Origin of the sequence: Paraburkholderia sp. D15 (genome assembly GCF_029910215.1) — a bacterium.
Classification (GTDB): Bacteria; Pseudomonadota; Gammaproteobacteria; order Burkholderiales; family Burkholderiaceae; genus Paraburkholderia.
Genome location: NZ_CP110395.1, coordinates 2,094,229 through 2,110,824, shown reverse-complemented (window position 1 = coordinate 2,110,824; position 16,596 = coordinate 2,094,229). Strand labels below are relative to the sequence as shown.

The following is a 16,596-nucleotide window of genomic DNA, read 5'->3' as shown; positions in this document are numbered from 1 at the left end:
CCCGGCAGCTCGCACGCTCATCACGCGTTTAGCGCGGCACGCAATCCGCGCCCAGTTTGACCTTGCGCTTACCCAACTGCAGACGCTCGCCGCTCAGCTTCACGCGCCCCGAAAACGACGGGCTCTTCCACTGCACCTTGCAGGTCGCCGCATCCACCGCGTACAGCACCTTCTCGCTGCCGGAGTACGTGGACACCAGCAACTGCTTGCCGTTCGAATAGAGCGGCCGCTCGACGATGCTCACGTCCGGGTCCACCGAACACGCGTCGCCACCCGCATGGGTCAGCGTGATCGGCCCGACCCACGCGGCCGGCGTGTGCTGGCCGTCGCCGCTATCGCCCTGACCGAGATCGATGGACAGATCGCCGACGCTGACCTTGCCCGTGCCGGGATCGACTTCGCTGTAATGGCAGGCTTGCGCGATCGCGGCCGGAACGGCGACGACCAGTCCGGCGGCGATAATCGCGAGCTGCTTCAGGAAATACTGTTTCATAGCTGAATGGCGTAATACTTGACGTTCGGCAGATCGGCGTGGTTCCACGAATAGTTAATCGCGGTATTTTTCCGGCCGATGCCGCCATAGCGGCCCCAATAGGCAAGCGGATAAGGCTTCGACTGGCCCGGCATGATAATCACGACATGGCCGTGATGCGTGGCTTTCAAACCCGCGACGACCAGATAACCGACAGCCGCGAGCGCCACCGCTTTATCCGCATCCGCGCCGAGTTGAATCCACGGCGCGCGGCCCATCTGGTCGATAATGCTGTTTGCATCGCCCGTCAGCGTGACGCCGAGGTCCCCGGCGACGGCTTTCAGAAAGCCGCTGCAATCGGCTTTCCACTGCGTCCAATGATTCTCACACAGGGTTTTGATATTCTGGTCGGTTGCCATTATGTGATCCGTTATCCGAGTGACGGCCCCGGTATTGCCGGCGATGTAAGCGTGCCGTCAAAATGCCCATCGCGCCGTGCATGCAAAAAACGCCTTAATGCAGGCGTTCGGATTATAACGACACCGGACAAAATGTGAATGGGCTTTTTTGGAAAACGAATCAGGTAAATTCGGCGCGGGTTTTTCGCGTGGCTGTATTTTTTACCCGGCGCGATAACGAGGCCGCCGTGGCGCGGCCAGGGCGTTATCGGCAATGCGTTATAAATGCGTGAAAGTCCGCGCGATTAGGCCGCCATGCGCGTTGCGGATTAATCGCGCGTGTCAGGTGTCAGGTGTCAGGTGTCAGGTGTCAGGTGTCAGGTGTCAGGTGTCAGGTGTCAGGTGTCAGGTGTCAGGTGTCGGGCGTCGGGTGCGGCCGGATCGAATGCCGCACCCCCTGCTTGCCGCGCCCGGCCTCAAGTCCCCGCGTTGATCTGCGCCTTGGTCACCGCGTGCTGCTGCAAACCCCACTTCGCGAGAATCTTCTGGTATGTGCCGTCGGCCACCAGTTGATTGAACGCCTGGGTCAGCGCGGCATTCAGCTTCGGGTTGTCCTTCGACATGCCGATCGCCGTGTATTGCGACAGGAACGGCTGACCGATCGGCGCATACGCGTTCTGCTCGATCGAGTTCTGGTACGGCAAGGTCTCGCCGCCCTGCACCGCCGCGTCGATGCGGTTCTGCCGCAACTGCATGCGCGCATCCGACGAGCCGTCCGTGCCCACCACCTTCACCGCCGGCTTGCCGGCCTTCACGCAGTGCTCGTTGCTCCAGTTCGCGATGTCGTTCGGAAACGAGGTGCGGCGGCTCGTGCCGACCACCTTGCCGCACAGCGCCTCCATGTTCGGAAACTCGCCCGCGCGCGCCTTCGCGGTATAGAACTGCGGCCCGGTCGTGATGTAGTCGAGGAAGTTGATCGCACCGCGGCGCGCCGGCAGATCGGTCATGCCCGACAGAATCACGTCGACGCGGTGCGTGGTCAGCGCGCTCATCATCTGGTCGAAGTTGGTTTCCTGCCACTCCAGCTTCACGCCGAGTTTCGCCGCGAGCGCTTCGCCGAGATCGACGTCGAAGCCCATCAGCTTGTCGGTGGCCGGGTCCTTGTACTCGAACGGCGGATAGTTCGGCACGATCGCGGCGCTCAACGTGCTCTTGCCCAATGCCGCCGCGCCGGTTTGCGCATTCGACGACGGCGCGTGCAGTGCGGCGACGCCCACCACAAGCGCGAGCAGCGCACGCATACAACGGGATGTGTTCATAAAGACTCGCTGGTTGAAAGAGATAAGGAAAAGTCCCGTCTAGCCGTCCGCGGCGTTCAGGACAGCACCGCCGAAATGAAGTCCTGCGTGCGCTTGTGTCGCGGCTGGCCGAGCACCTGATCGGGCGAGCCGGTTTCCACCACCTGCCCCTGATCCATGAAGACCACGCGGTTGGCCACCTCGCGCGCGAAGCCCAGTTCGTGCGTGACCACGATCATCGTCATGCCGCTCTGCGCGAGATCGCGCATGACGGCCAGCACTTCGCCCACCAGCTCCGGATCGAGCGCCGAGGTCGGCTCGTCGAACAGCATCAACTGCGGATGCATGGCCAGTGCCCGCGCAATCGCCACGCGTTGCTGCTGGCCGCCGGACAGTTCGACCGGGAAGGCATCGCACTTGTGACCGAGCCCGACGCGCTCGAGCAACGCGCGCGCTTCTTCCTCGGCTTGCGCGCGGCGCCGCTTGAGCACCTGCACCGGCCCTTCGATCACGTTTTCCAGCGCGGTCTTGTGCGGAAACAGGTTGAAGCGCTGGAACACCATGCTGGTCGCCAGACGCTGCCGCGCGATCTGCCGCTCCGAAAGTTCATACAGACGGTTGCCCGCCTGCCGGTAGCCGGCCAGTTCGCCGTTCACCCACAGCGCGCCTTCGTTGATCTTTTCCAGCTGGTTGATGCAGCGCAGGAACGTGCTCTTGCCCGAGCCCGACGGCCCGATCACGCACAGCACCTCGCCCTTCTCGACATCCAGCGTGATGCCCTGCAGCGCCTTGAATTCGCCGTACGACTTGCGTACGTCCACTGCGCGAACGATTGTGTTCATCTCCGTGCTCCGTTGTGCGTTGCGCGCCGAAGGTCGGCGAGTTTCGCGACCCTCGCGACCCTCGCGACCCTCGCGACCTTCGCCCCGTGCGTCACCTGCGCCGCCTTCATTGCCGGCCCGACGCGCGTCCCGCGCCGCGTGCGTAGTGGCGCTCCACCCGCGACTGCAGGAAGGACAGCACCGTCACCACGACCAGATACCAGATGCCCGCGACCATCAGCAGTTCGATCACCCGGGCGTTCGCGTAATAGATGTTCTCCGCGTTGTGCAGCATCTCCGCGTACTGGATCACGCTCGCGAGCGAGGTCAGCTTGACCATGCCCACCAGTTCGTTGCCGATGGGCGGCACGATCACCCGCATCGCCTGCGGCAGGATCACGCGGCGCAGCGCCTGCAGACGCGGCATGCCGATCGACTTGGCCGCCTCGTACTGGCCGGTATCCACCGACAGCAGCCCCGCGCGCACCACCTCCGACGTGTACGCCCCCTGATTGATGCCGAGCCCGAGCAGCGCGGCGAGGAACGGCGTCATCACGTCGACGGTGCGCAGTTCGAACAGACCGGGAATGCCCATCGACGGAAACACCAGCGCGAGGTTGAACCACAGCAGCAGTTGCAGGATCACCGGGGTGCCGCGGAACAGCCACACGTAACCTTGCGCGACCGTTTGCAGCACCGGGTTGGGCGACAGCCGCATGATCGCGGTGATCACGCCGAGCGCGATGCCCAGCGCCATCGCCAGCACGGTCATCACGATCGTGTTGGCGAGGCCCGTGAGGATCGAACGCGCGGTCAGGAAGCGCGCGACGTAACGCCATTCGATCTGCCCGTGCGCGAACGCGAGCGCCACGTAGCCGAGCAGCGCGATGATCGCCGCCGACGCCACATAGCGCCCCCAGTAACGGCGCCGCACATGCGTGAAGTGCGCGATGTCGGGGAGCGCGCCGGACGAGGCGGCGGGCGCCGCGCTGGCGGCCGCGCCCGTGGCCGGGTTCGACGCTGCGTCGGCTGGCCTGCCCGCTGCCGCGCCAGGCTTGTCGGTGTTGGACATGCTTACCATGATGGCCCCTTGTAATCGTCGGCCCAGGCCGACTGCCGGTCGAGCGCCGCGCTCAGGCGGGCGATCTGTTCCTCGACGCGCGCGGGCGCCGTGCCGCCGAAACCGCTGCGCGCCGCCACCGCCGCCTCCAGCGTCAGATGCGCGAGCACCGACGCGTCGAGCCTTGCATCCACTTCCGTCAGCGTGGCGGCCGACACCTGCGCGAGTTCGATACCCTGCTCCTCGCAGCGCCGCACCAGCGCGCCGGTGATCTCGTGCGCCTCGCTGAACGGCACGCCGCGCAACGCGAGCCAGTCCGCCACTTCGGTCGCGAGCGTGAAGCCGAGCGGCGCCTGACGGCGCATTTCGTCGACATCGACGCGCATCGTGCGGATCATGCCGGCCATGGCCGGCAGCACCAGTTCGAGCGTGTCGATGCTGTCGAACACCGCGCTCTTATCTTCGGCGAGATCGCGGTTATACGCGAGCGGCAGCGACTTCAGCGTCGCCAGCAGGCCGCCGAGGTTGCCGATCAGACGCCCCGCCTTGCCGCGCGTGAGCTCGGCGATATCCGAGTTCTTCTTCTGCGGCATGATCGAACTGCCGGTCGCGTAGCCGTCGTCGAGCACGACCCACGCGAACTGGCGCGAGGTCCACAGGATCACTTCCTCCGAGAGCCGCGACAGATTCACCGCCAGCATGCTCGCGACGAACGCGAACTCCGCGACGTGATCGCGCGCGGCGACCGCATCGATCGAATTCTCGCAGGGCGCGTCGTAACCCAGTTCCACCGCCGACAACTCCGGATGCAGACAGATCGCCGAGCCGGCCAACGCCGCCGCGCCCAGCGGCGAGCGGGCGCTGCGACGGTCCCAGTCGGCCAGCCGGTCGATGTCGCGATAGATCGACTGCGCATGCGCCAGCAGATGATGCGCGAACACCACCGGCTGCGCGGGCTGCAGATGCGTGAAGCCGGCCGTCACGCTGTGCACGTGCCGGCTCGCCTGCTCCGTCAACGCGCGTTGCAGGTCGATCACCGCGTGGCTTAGCGTACGCGCTTTCGCACGCAGATACAGACGCAGGTCGTTGGCCGCCTGGTCGTTGCGCGAGCGGCCCGCGCGCAGCTTGCCGCCGGTGGCGCCGAGACGCTGCGTGAGTTCGCGTTCGAGAAACGTGTGCACGTCTTCGTCGTCGTCCGACGGGCCGATCTCGCCCGCGAGGAATTGCGCCTGCAGACGGTCCATTTCGGCGAGCAGCCGTTGCAGCTCGTCGTCGCCGAGAATGCCCGCGCGGCGCAGTTCCTGGGCATGCGCGCGCGAGCCCGCCAGATCGTACGGCGCGAGGCGGAAAAAGCTCGGCTCCGAGCGCGACAGCGCCTTCAATGCCGCCGACGGCCCCGACTTGAAACGGCCGCCCCACAAACGCTCGATCGGTTCGGAAATGTTCATTGCTGCCTGTCCCCTGAGTTGAGTTGACGGTTGCCGCCGCGAGCAGTCGTGCGATGGCGATGACTCCACTGTACGTATTCAGTTTTTCTTCTTGTAGCGAGAATTAAATTCCGTTCAAATGAAATTTTTCTCAGCATCTGGCTCAACCCATGCGAAACCGTTTGCCGCCGCTCAATCCGTTGCGCGCGTTCGAAGCCGCCGCCCGCCGCGCCAGCGTGGCGGGCGCCGCGCAGGAGCTGCACGTGACCGCGAGCGCGGTCAGCCACCAGATCCGCATTCTCGAAGAGAGTCTCGGCGTCACGCTGTTCGTGCGCTCCAAGGCGCGCGTCAAGCTCACGCGCGAGGGCGAGGCGCTGCTGCAGCCGGTCAAGGGCGCGTTCGACATGATCGCCAACGCGGTGGTCAAGCTCGATTCGCCGGAGGTGGTGGGCAACCTCGTGGTGTCCACGCCGCTGCTGTTCACCGCGCGCTGGATGGCGCGCCACATCGGCGAATTCCTCGACCGTCATCCGGGCATCAACCTGAAGGTGATTCCGTCCAACGACGACCGCGAGGTCTACTCGCCCGACGTCGACCTGTGCGTGCGGTACGGCGAAGGCCGCTGGCGCGACCGGCATGTGACGATGATCGATCATCCCGCGCTCTTTCCCGTGGTGAGTCCTGCGTTGATGAACGGCCCCAACGCGATCCGCAAGCTCGACGACCTCGCCGGCAAGGCGCTGTTCTGCGAGCACTCCGGTTCGTGGATGCGCTGGCTCGCCCAGGCGTCGGCGGACAAACTGGAGGGCCTGCGGATTCTCGAAATCGGCAATGCGCACATCGGCATCGAAGCCGCGGTGCACGGCCAGGGCGTGGCGCTCGGCGATAGCTTTTCGGTGCGCGACGATCTCGAGGACGGCACCCTGGTCCGCCCGTTCAGCCTCACCGTGCCGTCGCGGCATGCGTACTACCTGGTGACGCCGCACGAGCTGTCCGACATGCCGCTCGCGTCCGCCTTCGCGGCGTGGCTGAACGACAAGGTGGGTTGAGGCGGGCCGCATTTTCCCGCTGCTGCCCGCCGATGCCCGTCAATGCCGGTGCTCGCGACCTCCCGCTACTTCACGCGACTTCCGGTTACTTCGCGCCGTTCATCGTCAGTTGCTGCACCGCGCTCGACTGCAAGCCCCACTTCGCCGCGATCGATTGATACGTGCCGTTGGCGATCAGCCTGTCGAGCGCCGCCTTCACCGCGTCGCGCAGCTTCGGATTCGACTTCGCGATCGCGATGCCTTCCGGCGAGGTCGCGAACGGTTCGCCGATCGGTTTGTAGGTATTCGGTTCGAGCTTCATCGCGTACGGCAGCGTTTCGCTACCCTGCACGCCCGCGACGATGCGCCCCTGCTTCAACTGCATGCGCGCCGACGAGGTGTCCTCGGTGCCCACCACCGTGACCGGCGCCTTGCCCGCGCAATGCTGCGCGCTCCACGCGGCGGTATCGGCGGGAAACGACGTGCTGCGGCTGGTGCCGACCGCCTTGCCGCACAGGTCGGCCGCCTGATGGATCGCACCGCCCTGGGCGCTGCTGAGCACGTAGAACTGCGCGCCGGAATTCAGGTAGTCGAGGAAGTCCGCGGTATCGCGCCGGCCCGGCACGTCGCTCAGACCGCTCAGGATCATGTCGACGCGGCCGGTGGCGAGCGACGGCAACAACTGCTCGAACGCCGACTCCTGCCACTCCAGTTTCACGCCGAGCTGCTTCGCGATCGCGTTGCCGAGATCGATGTCGAAGCCCACCAGTTCGCCGGTGTCCGGGTCCTTGTATTCCATCGGCGGATAGATCGAGTTGACCGCCACCTTGATCACGTGGGTTTTGGCGATCGGCTCGGGCAACGCCTGGGCGTGCGCAACCGCGTTGAACAGCAACGCGCAAAGACCGGCCGCAAGCGGACGAAGAAAAGCGCGTGGCAGATGCTTGTACATGATGGTCACCTCTTCGAAAAATTCGTTGTCTGGCGTTTCGTGTTTCGTGTTTCCATTCCGGCGGTTCGCAACGCTGCGGTTCGTCCACGGCCTTGCCGGCTAACGCAGCAGCGGGCGCGCGTCCGCGTCGCCGGGCAGCCACGCGAGGAGCGTGCGGGCGTCGGCGAGATTGTCCAGGTCGAGGATCGCCTCGGCCAGCGCGTCCGCCCTCGCGGGTTCGAGCGCCAGCGTGGCCAGCGACCGGTACTTCGACAACAGGTCGGCATCCGGCAGCGGATTCAGCGGATCGCCGAGCGGCGTCAGCACCTGGCGCGAGCGTGGCGGCTCGCCGTCGAGATCGAGCGTGATCACCGGCTCGTCGAGATCCGACATCGCCGGGTCGGTCTCGAGCGTGATGCATTCGAGCATCGCGGCGATGCGCGGATCGCGACGCGCCGCTTCCGCATACGCATCGATGCCCGCATGACCGTGCACCAGCACCGCGGCGAGCGCATACGGCAAGCTCATCTGCGACGACGCGAGGTTGCGCAGATCGCGGCCGCCGCACATCCGCCCGACGAATTCGCTCAGCCGCACGTGCACGCCACGCACGCGTTGCGGATCGTACGGACGTTCGCCGATCAGCGCGAGCATCGCATCGACCGCGGCGTGCGCGCTGCGGCAGGACGCGTGCGGTTTGATCGAGCAGCGCATCAGCTTCCACGTGTCGCCGAGTTCGTGCAGCAGCGCGGCGCGATCGTGGGTGTCCGGCGCGAATGCGTTGAAGAAGCCGCCCCAAACGTCGGCGAAAACCTGGGTCGGGCCGCTGACGTCGTGTTGCGCGAGCAGCGCGGCGAGCAGGCCGCCTTCGGCCGCGCGGCCGGTGTGCATGCGCTTGGTTTGCGACGCGTCGTGAATGAAGCCCCACAAGCCGCCGCTGAAACTGCCCGCGTGACCGAGCGCGGCGCCGGTGCGCGCGGCGTCGAGCCCGAACACGCGCGCGCTCGCGGCGGCCGCGCCGAAGACGCCGCAGCTCATCGTCGAATGCCAGCCGCGTGCGTTGTGCGGCGAGTACCCGCCGCAGGCTTCGAGCACGCGGCGGCCGACGTCGTAGCCGAGCACCATCGCGCTCAGGAACGCGCGTCCCGATACCGGACGCGGCGTGCACGACAGCGCGGCGAACGCGGCCGGCAGCACGACCGCGCCGGAGTGATCGCAGCCGCCGGAGTCGTCGAGTTCGAGCGCATGCGCGGCCACGCCGTTGACGAAGGCCGCGTTGCGCGGACTGAGCGTATCGCGCGTCCCCCAGACCGGCGCGCGACCGGGACCGTCGATGGCCGTCACCGCCCGCGCGCTGCGCGGTTCCGCCGCCGACGCGCCGCCGAGCGCCGCGCCGAGCGTGTCGAGCAGATGACGTTTGGCGCGCTGGACGACCTTCGCGGGAATCGCTTCGTCGGCGACACCGGCGACGAAGGCCGCGAGCCGTTGCGACAACGACAGATCGTCGGCGGCGTTGTTCGCGGACGCACGCGCCAGCGCGGTGTCAAGCAGAGCCGCGCTCATCGCTGTGTCTCCCGATGCCGCGCGAAAATCTCGACCGGATGCCCCGGCTCGTTGCCGTCGACGTTCTGCCGCCACCATTGGGCGATTTGCGCGCCGGTCGCGAACCACACGCCGTCGTGCGCGCGCATGTCGGCCAGCAACTCGCGCAAGACGTCGATGCGTCCCGCGGTGCCGATCAGTTCCGGATGCAGCCGCAGCACGAAACACAGACCGAAGCGATGAAACGCCGCGAAGTCCTGCTTCCAGTTCGACAGCACCTCGCGATACGACGGAATGCGCGGCTGGCCGACCGGCACCGCGGGCGACAGGTTGTAGACGAAGTAAGGCTCGTCCTCCAGTTCGTAGTGCAGCGGCAGCTCGACGAGCGGCGCGGTGTGCGCGGCGTCGGCGGCATCGGACATGGTCGTGGCGGCGTTCGCATCGGGCAGATGGAAATACGGCAGATCGTCGCCGCGCCACGACGACGACCACGTCACGCCTTCGGCGCGCAGGAAATCGGCGAAGCCGGTCGCCCAGTTGCCCGTGAATGAGCGGAAGCCCTCGGCGCGCCGGCCGATCGTGCCGAGCAGCGCCTGCTGGCCCGCATGGAACGCGGCCTTCTGTTCGTCGAGCGTCAGCGCGTCGAAGTCCTCGCAGCGAAACCCGCTCGTGCCGATTTCGTGACCTTGCGCGTCGATGCGTTGCAGCAGCGCGGCATGCGTCTGCGCGACGCGGCCCGGCACGAACCAGCTCGTACGCACGCCGAACTCGGCGAGCGCGTCGAGCACGCGGTCCACCCCGCGTTTCGCGCCGTAGCGCCATACCGACAGCGATTTCTCGCGGCCCGCAATCCGCGGCTCCTGGGTGAGGATGCCGTGCTCGTCGTTGAAGTCGACGGTGACGGCCACCGCGCAACGCGCGCCGTCCGGCCAATGGATCGTTCTCATGCGCGCAGCCCCCGTTCGCCGGCCTGCGCCGCAACTTCATTGACATCGAGCCAGTGTTGCGCGACGTCGCGACAGGTCGCGAACCACACGTCGCCCTGCGCGTGCATGTGGTCGAGCAGTTTGTCGAGCAGCGCGATACGGCCCGGCTTGCCGGATACCTTCGGATGAAACAGCGTGGTCAAACAGAGTCCGTCGCGATGCGAGCCGTCGAATTCGCGGCGCCAGTTGTCGAACGTGGTGTCGTAGCTGGCGATGCGGTCCAGGCTCGCCGGGAAATCCGGCTTGCGGTGATACGCGAGCGACGCGTAATCGTCCAGTTCCCAGCGGCCGGGGATTTCCACCATCGGCTCGGCGATGCCCGGCGCGCGCAGCAGATACGGGCGGTCGTCGCCGCGCATCGAACTCGAATAGCGCACGCCGGCTTCGAGCAGCACGCGGATCGTGTCCTTGCCCCAGTCGCCCGACGGCGTGCGAAAGCCCACCGGACGCATGCCGAGGTAACGCTCGAAGACCTCCGCCGAACGCGCCATCACCGCGCGCTGGCCGGCGGCGTCGAGCGTCCAGAAGGCTTCGTGACGGTAACCGTGATAGCCGATTTCATGGCCGCCTTCGAGGATCGCCGCGCATTGGCGCGGCCAGTTTTCGACGACCCACGCGGGCACGAAGAAGGTCGCGGGCACGCGGCGCTCGTTCAGCATGTCGAGCAAACGCCCCAGCGCGCGCCACGGTCCGTAGCTGCCGAGCGTGAAATACGCGGGGTTGCGCCAGATCGAACCGTCGAGCATCGCGTCGCCGGTGGGACCGTCGAGATCGAACGCCAGCGCGACGCATGAGCGGTGCGCGTCGGGCCAGCGCGGCGCGCGGCGCGCGGCGTTGGCATCGTCGCCAGGCTCGGCCGCACTCCCGGCCGCACTCCCGGCCCCATTTCCACCGTGTGCATGAATGGATGCCGGACGCGGAGGCTCCCCCGCGTGCGGCGCAAACCCCGGATGGGTCATGCGAAAGCTCCCTCAAATCGCTCGTCCAGACCGGCGCGACATCTTGCCGGCCTTTGCCGCGCCTGACTTTTCAGGTACGACGATGCATCCGCGACGGCGCCTGAAACACGCCGTCATGCAGAACCTGAGTCCGATTTAAGGCCGCCAAATTACCGCCGACAAACGGTAAAATCTCATGGTTACCATGCGAGATGTGCATAAATGAAGATCGAACGCTATCCGCCGTTCAACGTGCTGCAAACGCTGCTGGTGGTCGCGCGCTGCGGCAATTTCACGGCCGCGTCGCAGCAGCTGTTCCTGAGCCAGAGCGCGGTCAGCCGGCACATCCAGCAGATCGAGGAGTATTTCGGCTGCGCGTTGTTCGTGCGGCACACGCGCATGGTGGTGCCCACGTCCGCCTGTCAGCGGCTCGTGCCGATCGTCGAGGAACTACTTGCCACCGCGCGGCGCTCCATGCACATCGCGAACACCGGCGGCCAGACCATCACGCTGCGCGTCACGCCCACGCTCGCCACGCGCTGGCTGCTGCCGCGCCTGTCCGACTTCTACGCGCAGGTGCCGGGCACGCAATTGAACATCGACACCGCGTGGTTCCTGCCCACCAATTTCGGCGAAGGCACGCTCGACGCGGCGATCCTGTTCGGCACCGGCAACTGGGAAGGACTCGAATCGACCTGTCTGATGCGCGAGCGGCTCACGCCGGTCTGCTCGCCGCAGATCGCGAACGGCACGCCGCCGCTGGCCGTGCCCGAGGATCTGAAACAGCACACGCTGCTGCATTCGAGTTTCGGCCGGCGTGGCTGGATGATGTGGCTGCAGCAGGAAGGCAACCTCGCCGCGCATACGTATCGCGAGCAGGTCTTCGATACGCTCGACCTCGCGTTCAGCGCGGCGGTGCGCGGCCTAGGCGTCGCGCTCGGCGATCTGAACCTGGTCGAGGAAAATCTGGCGAACGGCTCGCTGGTGACACCGTTCGAGCGGATCGTGGAGACGGGCGCGGGGTACTACCTCGTGCACCCGCCGCGCAACGAGTACCGGGAGAAGTTGCGGCCCTTGCTGGGCTGGTTGCGGGCAAGCAGTTCGGGCTGAGACTGCGCGCCCTCCGGCCGCTCCGGCGTGTCGCCGCGCAAATCGAAAATACTCATCGCCGTCTCCATCGACTGTGTCTGCTGCTGCAGATCGCTCGACGCCACCGCCGACTGCTCGACCAGCGCCGCGTTGCGCTGCGTGAGGCCGGCCACCTGCCCGACCGCCTCGTTGATCTGCGCGATCTGCACGCTCTGCCCGCGGCTCGCGAGCGCGATGTCGTACAGCGTGCGGGTCAACTGCGTGACCGTCTGCTCGACGGTGTTCATGGTTTCGCCCGCGCGCGCGGCCGTCTGCGTGGCCGTGGTGACGGTCTGCAACGACGTTTCGATCAGGTTCTTGATCTCCTTCGCCGCGCCGGCCGCGCGCTGCGCGAGACTGCGCACCTCCGAGGCCACCACCGCGAAGCCGCGCCCGTACTGGCCGGCGCGCGCCGCTTCCACCGACGCGTTCAACGCGATGATGTTGGTCTGAAACGCGATCGCATCGATCACCGACGTGATGTCCGAAATCTTGCGCGAATGCTCGCGCACGCGCTCCATCACGGCGACGGTCTTCTGCACTTCGCCGGCCGCGACTTCGGCGGATTCGGCGGTCTGGCGGCCGGAGGTATTCGCGCGCTCCGCGCCGAGCGCGTTCTGTTCGGCGGTCTCGGTGATTTCGGCGAGGCTCGCGGTGGTCTGTTCGATCGCGCTCGCCTGCTCGTCGGTACGAGTGGCGAGGTCGCCGTTGCCGCGCGCGAACTCGTGGGTCTTGTCGCGGATCGCGTCGATGGACAGCTTGGCGTCGATCAGCACGCCGACCAGCTTCGCGTTCATCTGGTTCAGCATGCGGCCGAGCATGCGCGTCTGCGCGTCGCCGCGCTCGGGAAAGGCCTGCTGGATGTGCCCGTTCAACACGCTCAGCGCGCCCGCGTTGAGCGCCTGCAAGGGCATCAGCAGATTGCGCGTCAGATAGATTCCGCACGCGATCGCGACACCGCCGCCGGCGCCCGCGAGCAGCCACGCCTGCCAGAGCCGCGCGGCTTGCGAGGCGGCCCCGGCCGGCGACGATGCCGCCGTCCACCCATGCGCCAGGAACACGCCGCTCGCGACACACGCCTCCAGCACGATCACCGCGATCAACGCCGCCATGGTGGCCCACACGCGCAGATTGACCGGCAGGCGCAGCAGCCGGTCGGCCAGCCCCGCGACGCCGTTACGCACCAGCGTGCCGCCCGCCAGCCGCAGATGCCGGCCGCGAGGCGCGGCGAGCTTCGCATAGAGCCGCGTGGCGCGCGCGATCTGCACGGCTGTCGGTTTGGTGCGCACCGACATGTAGCCGACCTTCTCGCCGCGTTCGAACACCGGCGTCACGTTCGCGAGCACCCAGTAAAAACCGCCCTGCTTGCGGCGATTTTTCACTACGCCGGTCCACGGCCGGTCGCGGCCGATCGTGTCCCACAGGTCGCGATACGCTTCCTCCGGCATCTCCGGATGACGGACGATATTCTGCGGCGCGCCGATCACCTCGGCATGCGGATAGCCGCTGCTGCGCAGGAACGCTTCGTTCGCGTACACGATGCGGCCTTGCAGATCGGTGCGGGTGATGATCACGTCCTGTCCGGACAGCACGTATTCGTCGTCGGTGACGGGGAGATTCTCGCGCATGGTTGTGCCCTGGTTCTGCCTGTGGTTCTACCGGCTCGGCCTGTTCGCTCTGCCTTGTGATTCCGCGTGTCCGGTGCTTGCCGCCCGTTCTGCCGGGCCGGTCAAGCCTGTGCCGATGCGGTGAGGGCGACGCCGCTTTTCGCGTCGCTTTTCGCCACGTTTCCCGCCACGTTCCCCGCCCCGCTTTCTGCTCCGCTTTCTGCCCCGCCGACGCGCGCGCCGCGCGCCAACCGCTCCGCCGGCACCGGCCGGCCGAGCAGATACCCCTGCACCCGGTCGCAACCGATCTCGCGCAGGAAGCGCCACTGCGCGTCGTACTCCACCCCCTCGGCGACCACCGTGATGCCCAGCGCCTTCGCCATCGCGACGATGGCCCGCACGATCGCGCCGTCGGCAGCGCCCGCCTCGCGCTCGTCGATCGGCGCATCGATCCGCTCGCCGATCTGCGCGAGAAACGAGCGGTCGATCTTCAGCGTATCGACCGGCAGACTCTGCAGATACGCGAACGCCGAATAGCCGGTGCCGAAGTCGTCGATCGCGAGGCTGATGCCGCGCCGCGCCAGCTCGCCGAGCAACGCGGCGGTTTCGTCGCGGCCGGTCATCGCCATGCTTTCGACGAGTTCGAACTGCAGCCGCCGCGCCGGTAGTCCGGTGTCGCTCAGCACGCCGGCCAGCTCGTGCAGGAAACCATCGTGGCGGCATTGCTTGCCCGACAGATTGACGGCGATGCGGCCGAACTCGAAGCCCTCGTCGAGCCACGCGCGCGCCTGACGGCACGCCTCGCGCAACACCCAGCCGCCGATCGGCACGATCAGCGCCGACTCCTCGGCGGCCGGAATGAACTGGTCCGGCCCGACCAGCCCGCGCCGCGGATGCTGCCAGCGGATCAGCGCCTCCACACCCGTCAGCGCGCCGCTGCGCAGGTCGTACTCGGGCTGGTAATGCAGACGGAATTCGCCGTTCAGCAGCGCCTCGCGCAATTCGCCTTCGAGCACGATGCGCTCCTTCGCGGACGAGGTCATGGTCGCCGCGAAGAACTGGAAGTTGTTCTTGCCGACTTCCTTCGCTTCGTACATCGCGCGGTCGGCCTGCATCAGCAGTTGTTTCGGATCGGCGCCGTCGTCGGGAAACATGCTGATGCCGATGCTCGGCGTGACGAACACGCTCTGCGCGCCGACGCTCACCGGCCGGCCGATCACCTCCAGCAGCGACTGCGCGATCCGGCCGACGTCGCGAATATCCTCGATATCCTCGGCGACGATCGTGAACTCGTCGCCGCCAAGCCGCGCGACCGTATCGGTTTCGCGCACGCCGTGACGCAAGCGCCCGGCGATCACCTTCAACGTTTCATCGCCGATGCCGTGGCCGAGCGTGTCGTTGATCAGCTTGAAGCGGTCGAGGTCCACGAACATCACCGCGACCCGCTTGCCGGCGCGTTGCGCACGCGCCATCGCGTGTTCGAGCCGTTCGCTGAACAGCGTGCGGTTGGGCAGCCCGGTGAGCGCGTCGTGGGTGGCGAGATAGCTGAGGCGTTCCTCGGCGAGGCGTCGCCCGGTGATGTCGGAAAAAATCGCCGCGTAATGCGTGTAGCGGCCGCTCTCGTCGCAGATGCCGGAGATCGATAGATATTCGAGGTACAGTTCGCCGCTTTTCTTGCGGTTCCAGATTTCGCCCTGCCAGTGCCCGTGTTCGCGCAGACTCTCCCATAGCGCGCGATAGAAGCCCGCCGCCTGACGGCCGGAACTCAGCAGGTTCGCATTGCGCCCGACCACCTCGGCTTTCGCGTAGCCGGTCAGGCGGGTGAAGGCCGGGTTGACGCGTTCGATGGTGCCGTTCAGATCCGTGACCATCACGCCGTCCAGCGACGATTCGACGACCCGGTCGGCCAGACGCAGGTTGTAGCGCGACTCGAACAACGCGTCGTCGCGTTCGCGCAGCGCGATCTGCAACTCCTGCACATACTCGTGCTCGATGTCGTCGAGGATGTCCGCGAGACCGAGCACGCCGACCAGCGCGTCGTGCTGATCGAGAATGCCGACGTGCCGCATCCGGTGTTCGATCAGATACTGACGCGCGGCGTAAAGGCTCTGCGACTGGCGCAGGCAGCGCAGCGGACGGCTCGCGTGGAAGCCGACGGTGGCGTTGGCATTGGCATTGACGATGCCTTGCGCCGGCCCCGCCGCGAACCGCTCCGGCGCATCGTCGAGCGAACCGTTCGCCACCAGCCCGACGATGTCGCGCTCGGTCAGAATCCCATGCACGCCATCCGGATACGCGACCACGACCGCGCTCAATCGTTGCGCGCGCATCAGACGCATCGCATCCTTCACGCTCAGTTCGTGATCGACCAGCACCGGCGCGGCCGCGTTGACCGAATCGATCGTCTTCATCCGCAGAAAGAACTCGGCGCCCTGATTCATCACGAAGTCGGTCTGCGTGAGAATGCCGAGCGAATGCCCGCGCTCGTCGGTCACGAGGCAATGGCGGATGCCGCCGCTGCGGAACTGCAACGCGGCGTCGCCAAGACGAGTGTGGCCAGGCAGCGCGATCACCGGGCGGCTCATCACCGCCTCGACCGGCATATTGCGGATATCGGTCCGATCGGGTTCGTCGGCGAGCGCGAGCGCGTCGTGCTCGGTCCAGATGCCGACGGCGCGCGCGCCGTCCATCACGACGATCGCGCTGCGCCGTTCGTCGGCCATGCGGCGGGCGGCCTCGTGGACGGACGTGTGCGGCGGGCACTCCAGCATCGAGCCGCTGACCAGTTGCCCTATTTCGACATCCAGCGTGTGATGAACCATGGCTTGACGAAGACCTGTAGCGCGATTTCGAGATGGCGCCGACAGTAACAGTGCGCCTCCCTGCGCACCTTGATCCACGTCAAATGCGCCGGGCGGCGCGTCGTTCCAGTCTTCTTAATGGTTCGTTCGCGCGACGCA

14 protein-coding genes are annotated in these 16,596 nt (G+C 66.7%); 2 read left to right on the top strand and 12 right to left on the bottom strand.

Annotated elements, in window-relative coordinates:
* Positions 1–28: 28 nt before the first annotated feature.
* From LFL96_RS09095 to argH, 6 genes are all read right to left on the bottom strand, one after another.
* Positions 29–493 (bottom strand): hypothetical protein, encoded by a 465-nt coding sequence (locus LFL96_RS09095; protein WP_281000343.1) that lies wholly within the window; start codon positions 491–493, stop codon positions 29–31.
* The gene (locus LFL96_RS09090; RefSeq protein WP_281000341.1) at positions 490–891 is read right to left on the bottom strand and encodes a hypothetical protein; all 402 of its coding nucleotides are present in this window, start codon (positions 889–891) and stop codon (positions 490–492) included. Before LFL96_RS09090 ends, LFL96_RS09095 begins: the two co-directional genes overlap by 4 nt.
* Before the next feature lie 455 nt (positions 892–1,346).
* Positions 1,347–2,189 carry an ABC transporter substrate-binding protein gene (locus tag LFL96_RS09085; RefSeq protein WP_281000339.1) on the bottom strand — a complete coding sequence of 281 codons (843 nt, stop codon included), beginning with the start codon at positions 2,187–2,189 and terminating at the stop codon, positions 1,347–1,349.
* A gap of 56 nt (positions 2,190–2,245) precedes the next feature.
* The gene (locus LFL96_RS09080; protein WP_281000337.1) at positions 2,246–3,010 is read right to left on the bottom strand and encodes an amino acid ABC transporter ATP-binding protein; all 765 of its coding nucleotides are present in this window, start codon (positions 3,008–3,010) and stop codon (positions 2,246–2,248) included.
* A 106-nt stretch (positions 3,011–3,116) separates the two neighbouring features.
* On the bottom strand, positions 3,117–4,070 hold the full coding sequence (locus LFL96_RS09075) for an amino acid ABC transporter permease (protein WP_281000335.1): 954 nt from the start codon (positions 4,068–4,070) through the stop codon (positions 3,117–3,119).
* On the bottom strand, positions 4,064–5,497 hold the full coding sequence (gene argH / locus LFL96_RS09070; protein ID WP_281000333.1) for an argininosuccinate lyase: 1,434 nt from the start codon (positions 5,495–5,497) through the stop codon (positions 4,064–4,066). Before argH ends, LFL96_RS09075 begins: the two co-directional genes overlap by 7 nt.
* Before the next feature lie 149 nt (positions 5,498–5,646).
* Between argH and LFL96_RS09065 the strand changes: the two genes are divergently transcribed.
* The gene (locus LFL96_RS09065; protein ID WP_281000331.1) at positions 5,647–6,525 is read left to right on the top strand and encodes a LysR substrate-binding domain-containing protein; all 879 of its coding nucleotides are present in this window, start codon (positions 5,647–5,649) and stop codon (positions 6,523–6,525) included.
* An 85-nt stretch (positions 6,526–6,610) separates the two neighbouring features.
* Here LFL96_RS09065 and LFL96_RS09060 read toward each other — a convergent pair whose 3' ends face one another.
* The 4 genes from LFL96_RS09060 to LFL96_RS09045 form a co-directional block, all read right to left on the bottom strand.
* A complete protein-coding gene (locus LFL96_RS09060; protein WP_281000329.1) occupies positions 6,611–7,456 on the bottom strand; it encodes an ABC transporter substrate-binding protein in 846 nt (281 codons plus the stop codon).
* Between the two features lie 99 nt (positions 7,457–7,555).
* On the bottom strand, positions 7,556–8,998 hold the full coding sequence (locus tag LFL96_RS09055) for an MmgE/PrpD family protein (protein WP_281000327.1): 1,443 nt from the start codon (positions 8,996–8,998) through the stop codon (positions 7,556–7,558).
* A complete protein-coding gene (locus LFL96_RS09050; RefSeq protein ID WP_281000325.1) occupies positions 8,995–9,924 on the bottom strand; it encodes a polysaccharide deacetylase in 930 nt (309 codons plus the stop codon). The genes LFL96_RS09055 and LFL96_RS09050 overlap by 4 nt, the downstream gene beginning before the upstream one ends.
* The gene (locus LFL96_RS09045; RefSeq protein ID WP_281000323.1) at positions 9,921–10,922 is read right to left on the bottom strand and encodes a polysaccharide deacetylase; all 1,002 of its coding nucleotides are present in this window, start codon (positions 10,920–10,922) and stop codon (positions 9,921–9,923) included. Before LFL96_RS09045 ends, LFL96_RS09050 begins: the two co-directional genes overlap by 4 nt.
* 201 nt (positions 10,923–11,123) lie before the next feature.
* Here LFL96_RS09045 and LFL96_RS09040 point away from each other — a divergent pair, with 201 nt between their 5' ends.
* Positions 11,124–12,011, top strand: coding sequence for a LysR substrate-binding domain-containing protein (locus tag LFL96_RS09040; protein WP_281000321.1), 888 nt, complete (start codon positions 11,124–11,126; stop codon positions 12,009–12,011).
* Here LFL96_RS09040 and LFL96_RS09035 read toward each other — a convergent pair.
* Positions 11,927–13,657 carry a methyl-accepting chemotaxis protein gene (locus LFL96_RS09035; RefSeq protein ID WP_281000320.1) on the bottom strand — a complete coding sequence of 577 codons (1,731 nt, stop codon included), beginning with the start codon at positions 13,655–13,657 and terminating at the stop codon, positions 11,927–11,929. The genes LFL96_RS09040 and LFL96_RS09035 overlap by 85 nt on opposite strands.
* 101 nt (positions 13,658–13,758) lie before the next feature.
* Complete coding sequence (locus LFL96_RS09030) at positions 13,759–16,458, bottom strand: EAL domain-containing protein (protein ID WP_281000318.1); 2,700 nt, start codon at positions 16,456–16,458, stop codon at positions 13,759–13,761.
* Between the last annotated feature and the right edge of the window lie 138 nt (positions 16,459–16,596).

Coding starts and splice junctions, on each gene's coding strand:
- LFL96_RS09095 (WP_281000343.1), bottom strand. CDS start 493: ATGAAACAGTATTTCCTGAAGCAGCTCGCGATTATCGCCGCCGGACTG.
- LFL96_RS09090 (WP_281000341.1), bottom strand. CDS start 891: ATGGCAACCGACCAGAATATCAAAACCCTGTGTGAGAATCATTGGACG.
- LFL96_RS09085 (WP_281000339.1), bottom strand. CDS start 2,189: ATGAACACATCCCGTTGTATGCGTGCGCTGCTCGCGCTTGTGGTGGGC.
- LFL96_RS09080 (WP_281000337.1), bottom strand. CDS start 3,010: ATGAACACAATCGTTCGCGCAGTGGACGTACGCAAGTCGTACGGCGAA.
- LFL96_RS09075 (WP_281000335.1), bottom strand. CDS start 4,070: ATGGTAAGCATGTCCAACACCGACAAGCCTGGCGCGGCAGCGGGCAGG.
- argH (WP_281000333.1), bottom strand. CDS start 5,497: ATGAACATTTCCGAACCGATCGAGCGTTTGTGGGGCGGCCGTTTCAAG.
- LFL96_RS09065 (WP_281000331.1), top strand. CDS start 5,647: ATGCGAAACCGTTTGCCGCCGCTCAATCCGTTGCGCGCGTTCGAAGCC.
- LFL96_RS09060 (WP_281000329.1), bottom strand. CDS start 7,456: ATGTACAAGCATCTGCCACGCGCTTTTCTTCGTCCGCTTGCGGCCGGT.
- LFL96_RS09055 (WP_281000327.1), bottom strand. CDS start 8,998: ATGAGCGCGGCTCTGCTTGACACCGCGCTGGCGCGTGCGTCCGCGAAC.
- LFL96_RS09050 (WP_281000325.1), bottom strand. CDS start 9,924: ATGAGAACGATCCATTGGCCGGACGGCGCGCGTTGCGCGGTGGCCGTC.
- LFL96_RS09045 (WP_281000323.1), bottom strand. CDS start 10,922: ATGACCCATCCGGGGTTTGCGCCGCACGCGGGGGAGCCTCCGCGTCCG.
- LFL96_RS09040 (WP_281000321.1), top strand. CDS start 11,124: ATGAAGATCGAACGCTATCCGCCGTTCAACGTGCTGCAAACGCTGCTG.
- LFL96_RS09035 (WP_281000320.1), bottom strand. CDS start 13,657: ATGCGCGAGAATCTCCCCGTCACCGACGACGAATACGTGCTGTCCGGA.
- LFL96_RS09030 (WP_281000318.1), bottom strand. CDS start 16,458: ATGGTTCATCACACGCTGGATGTCGAAATAGGGCAACTGGTCAGCGGC.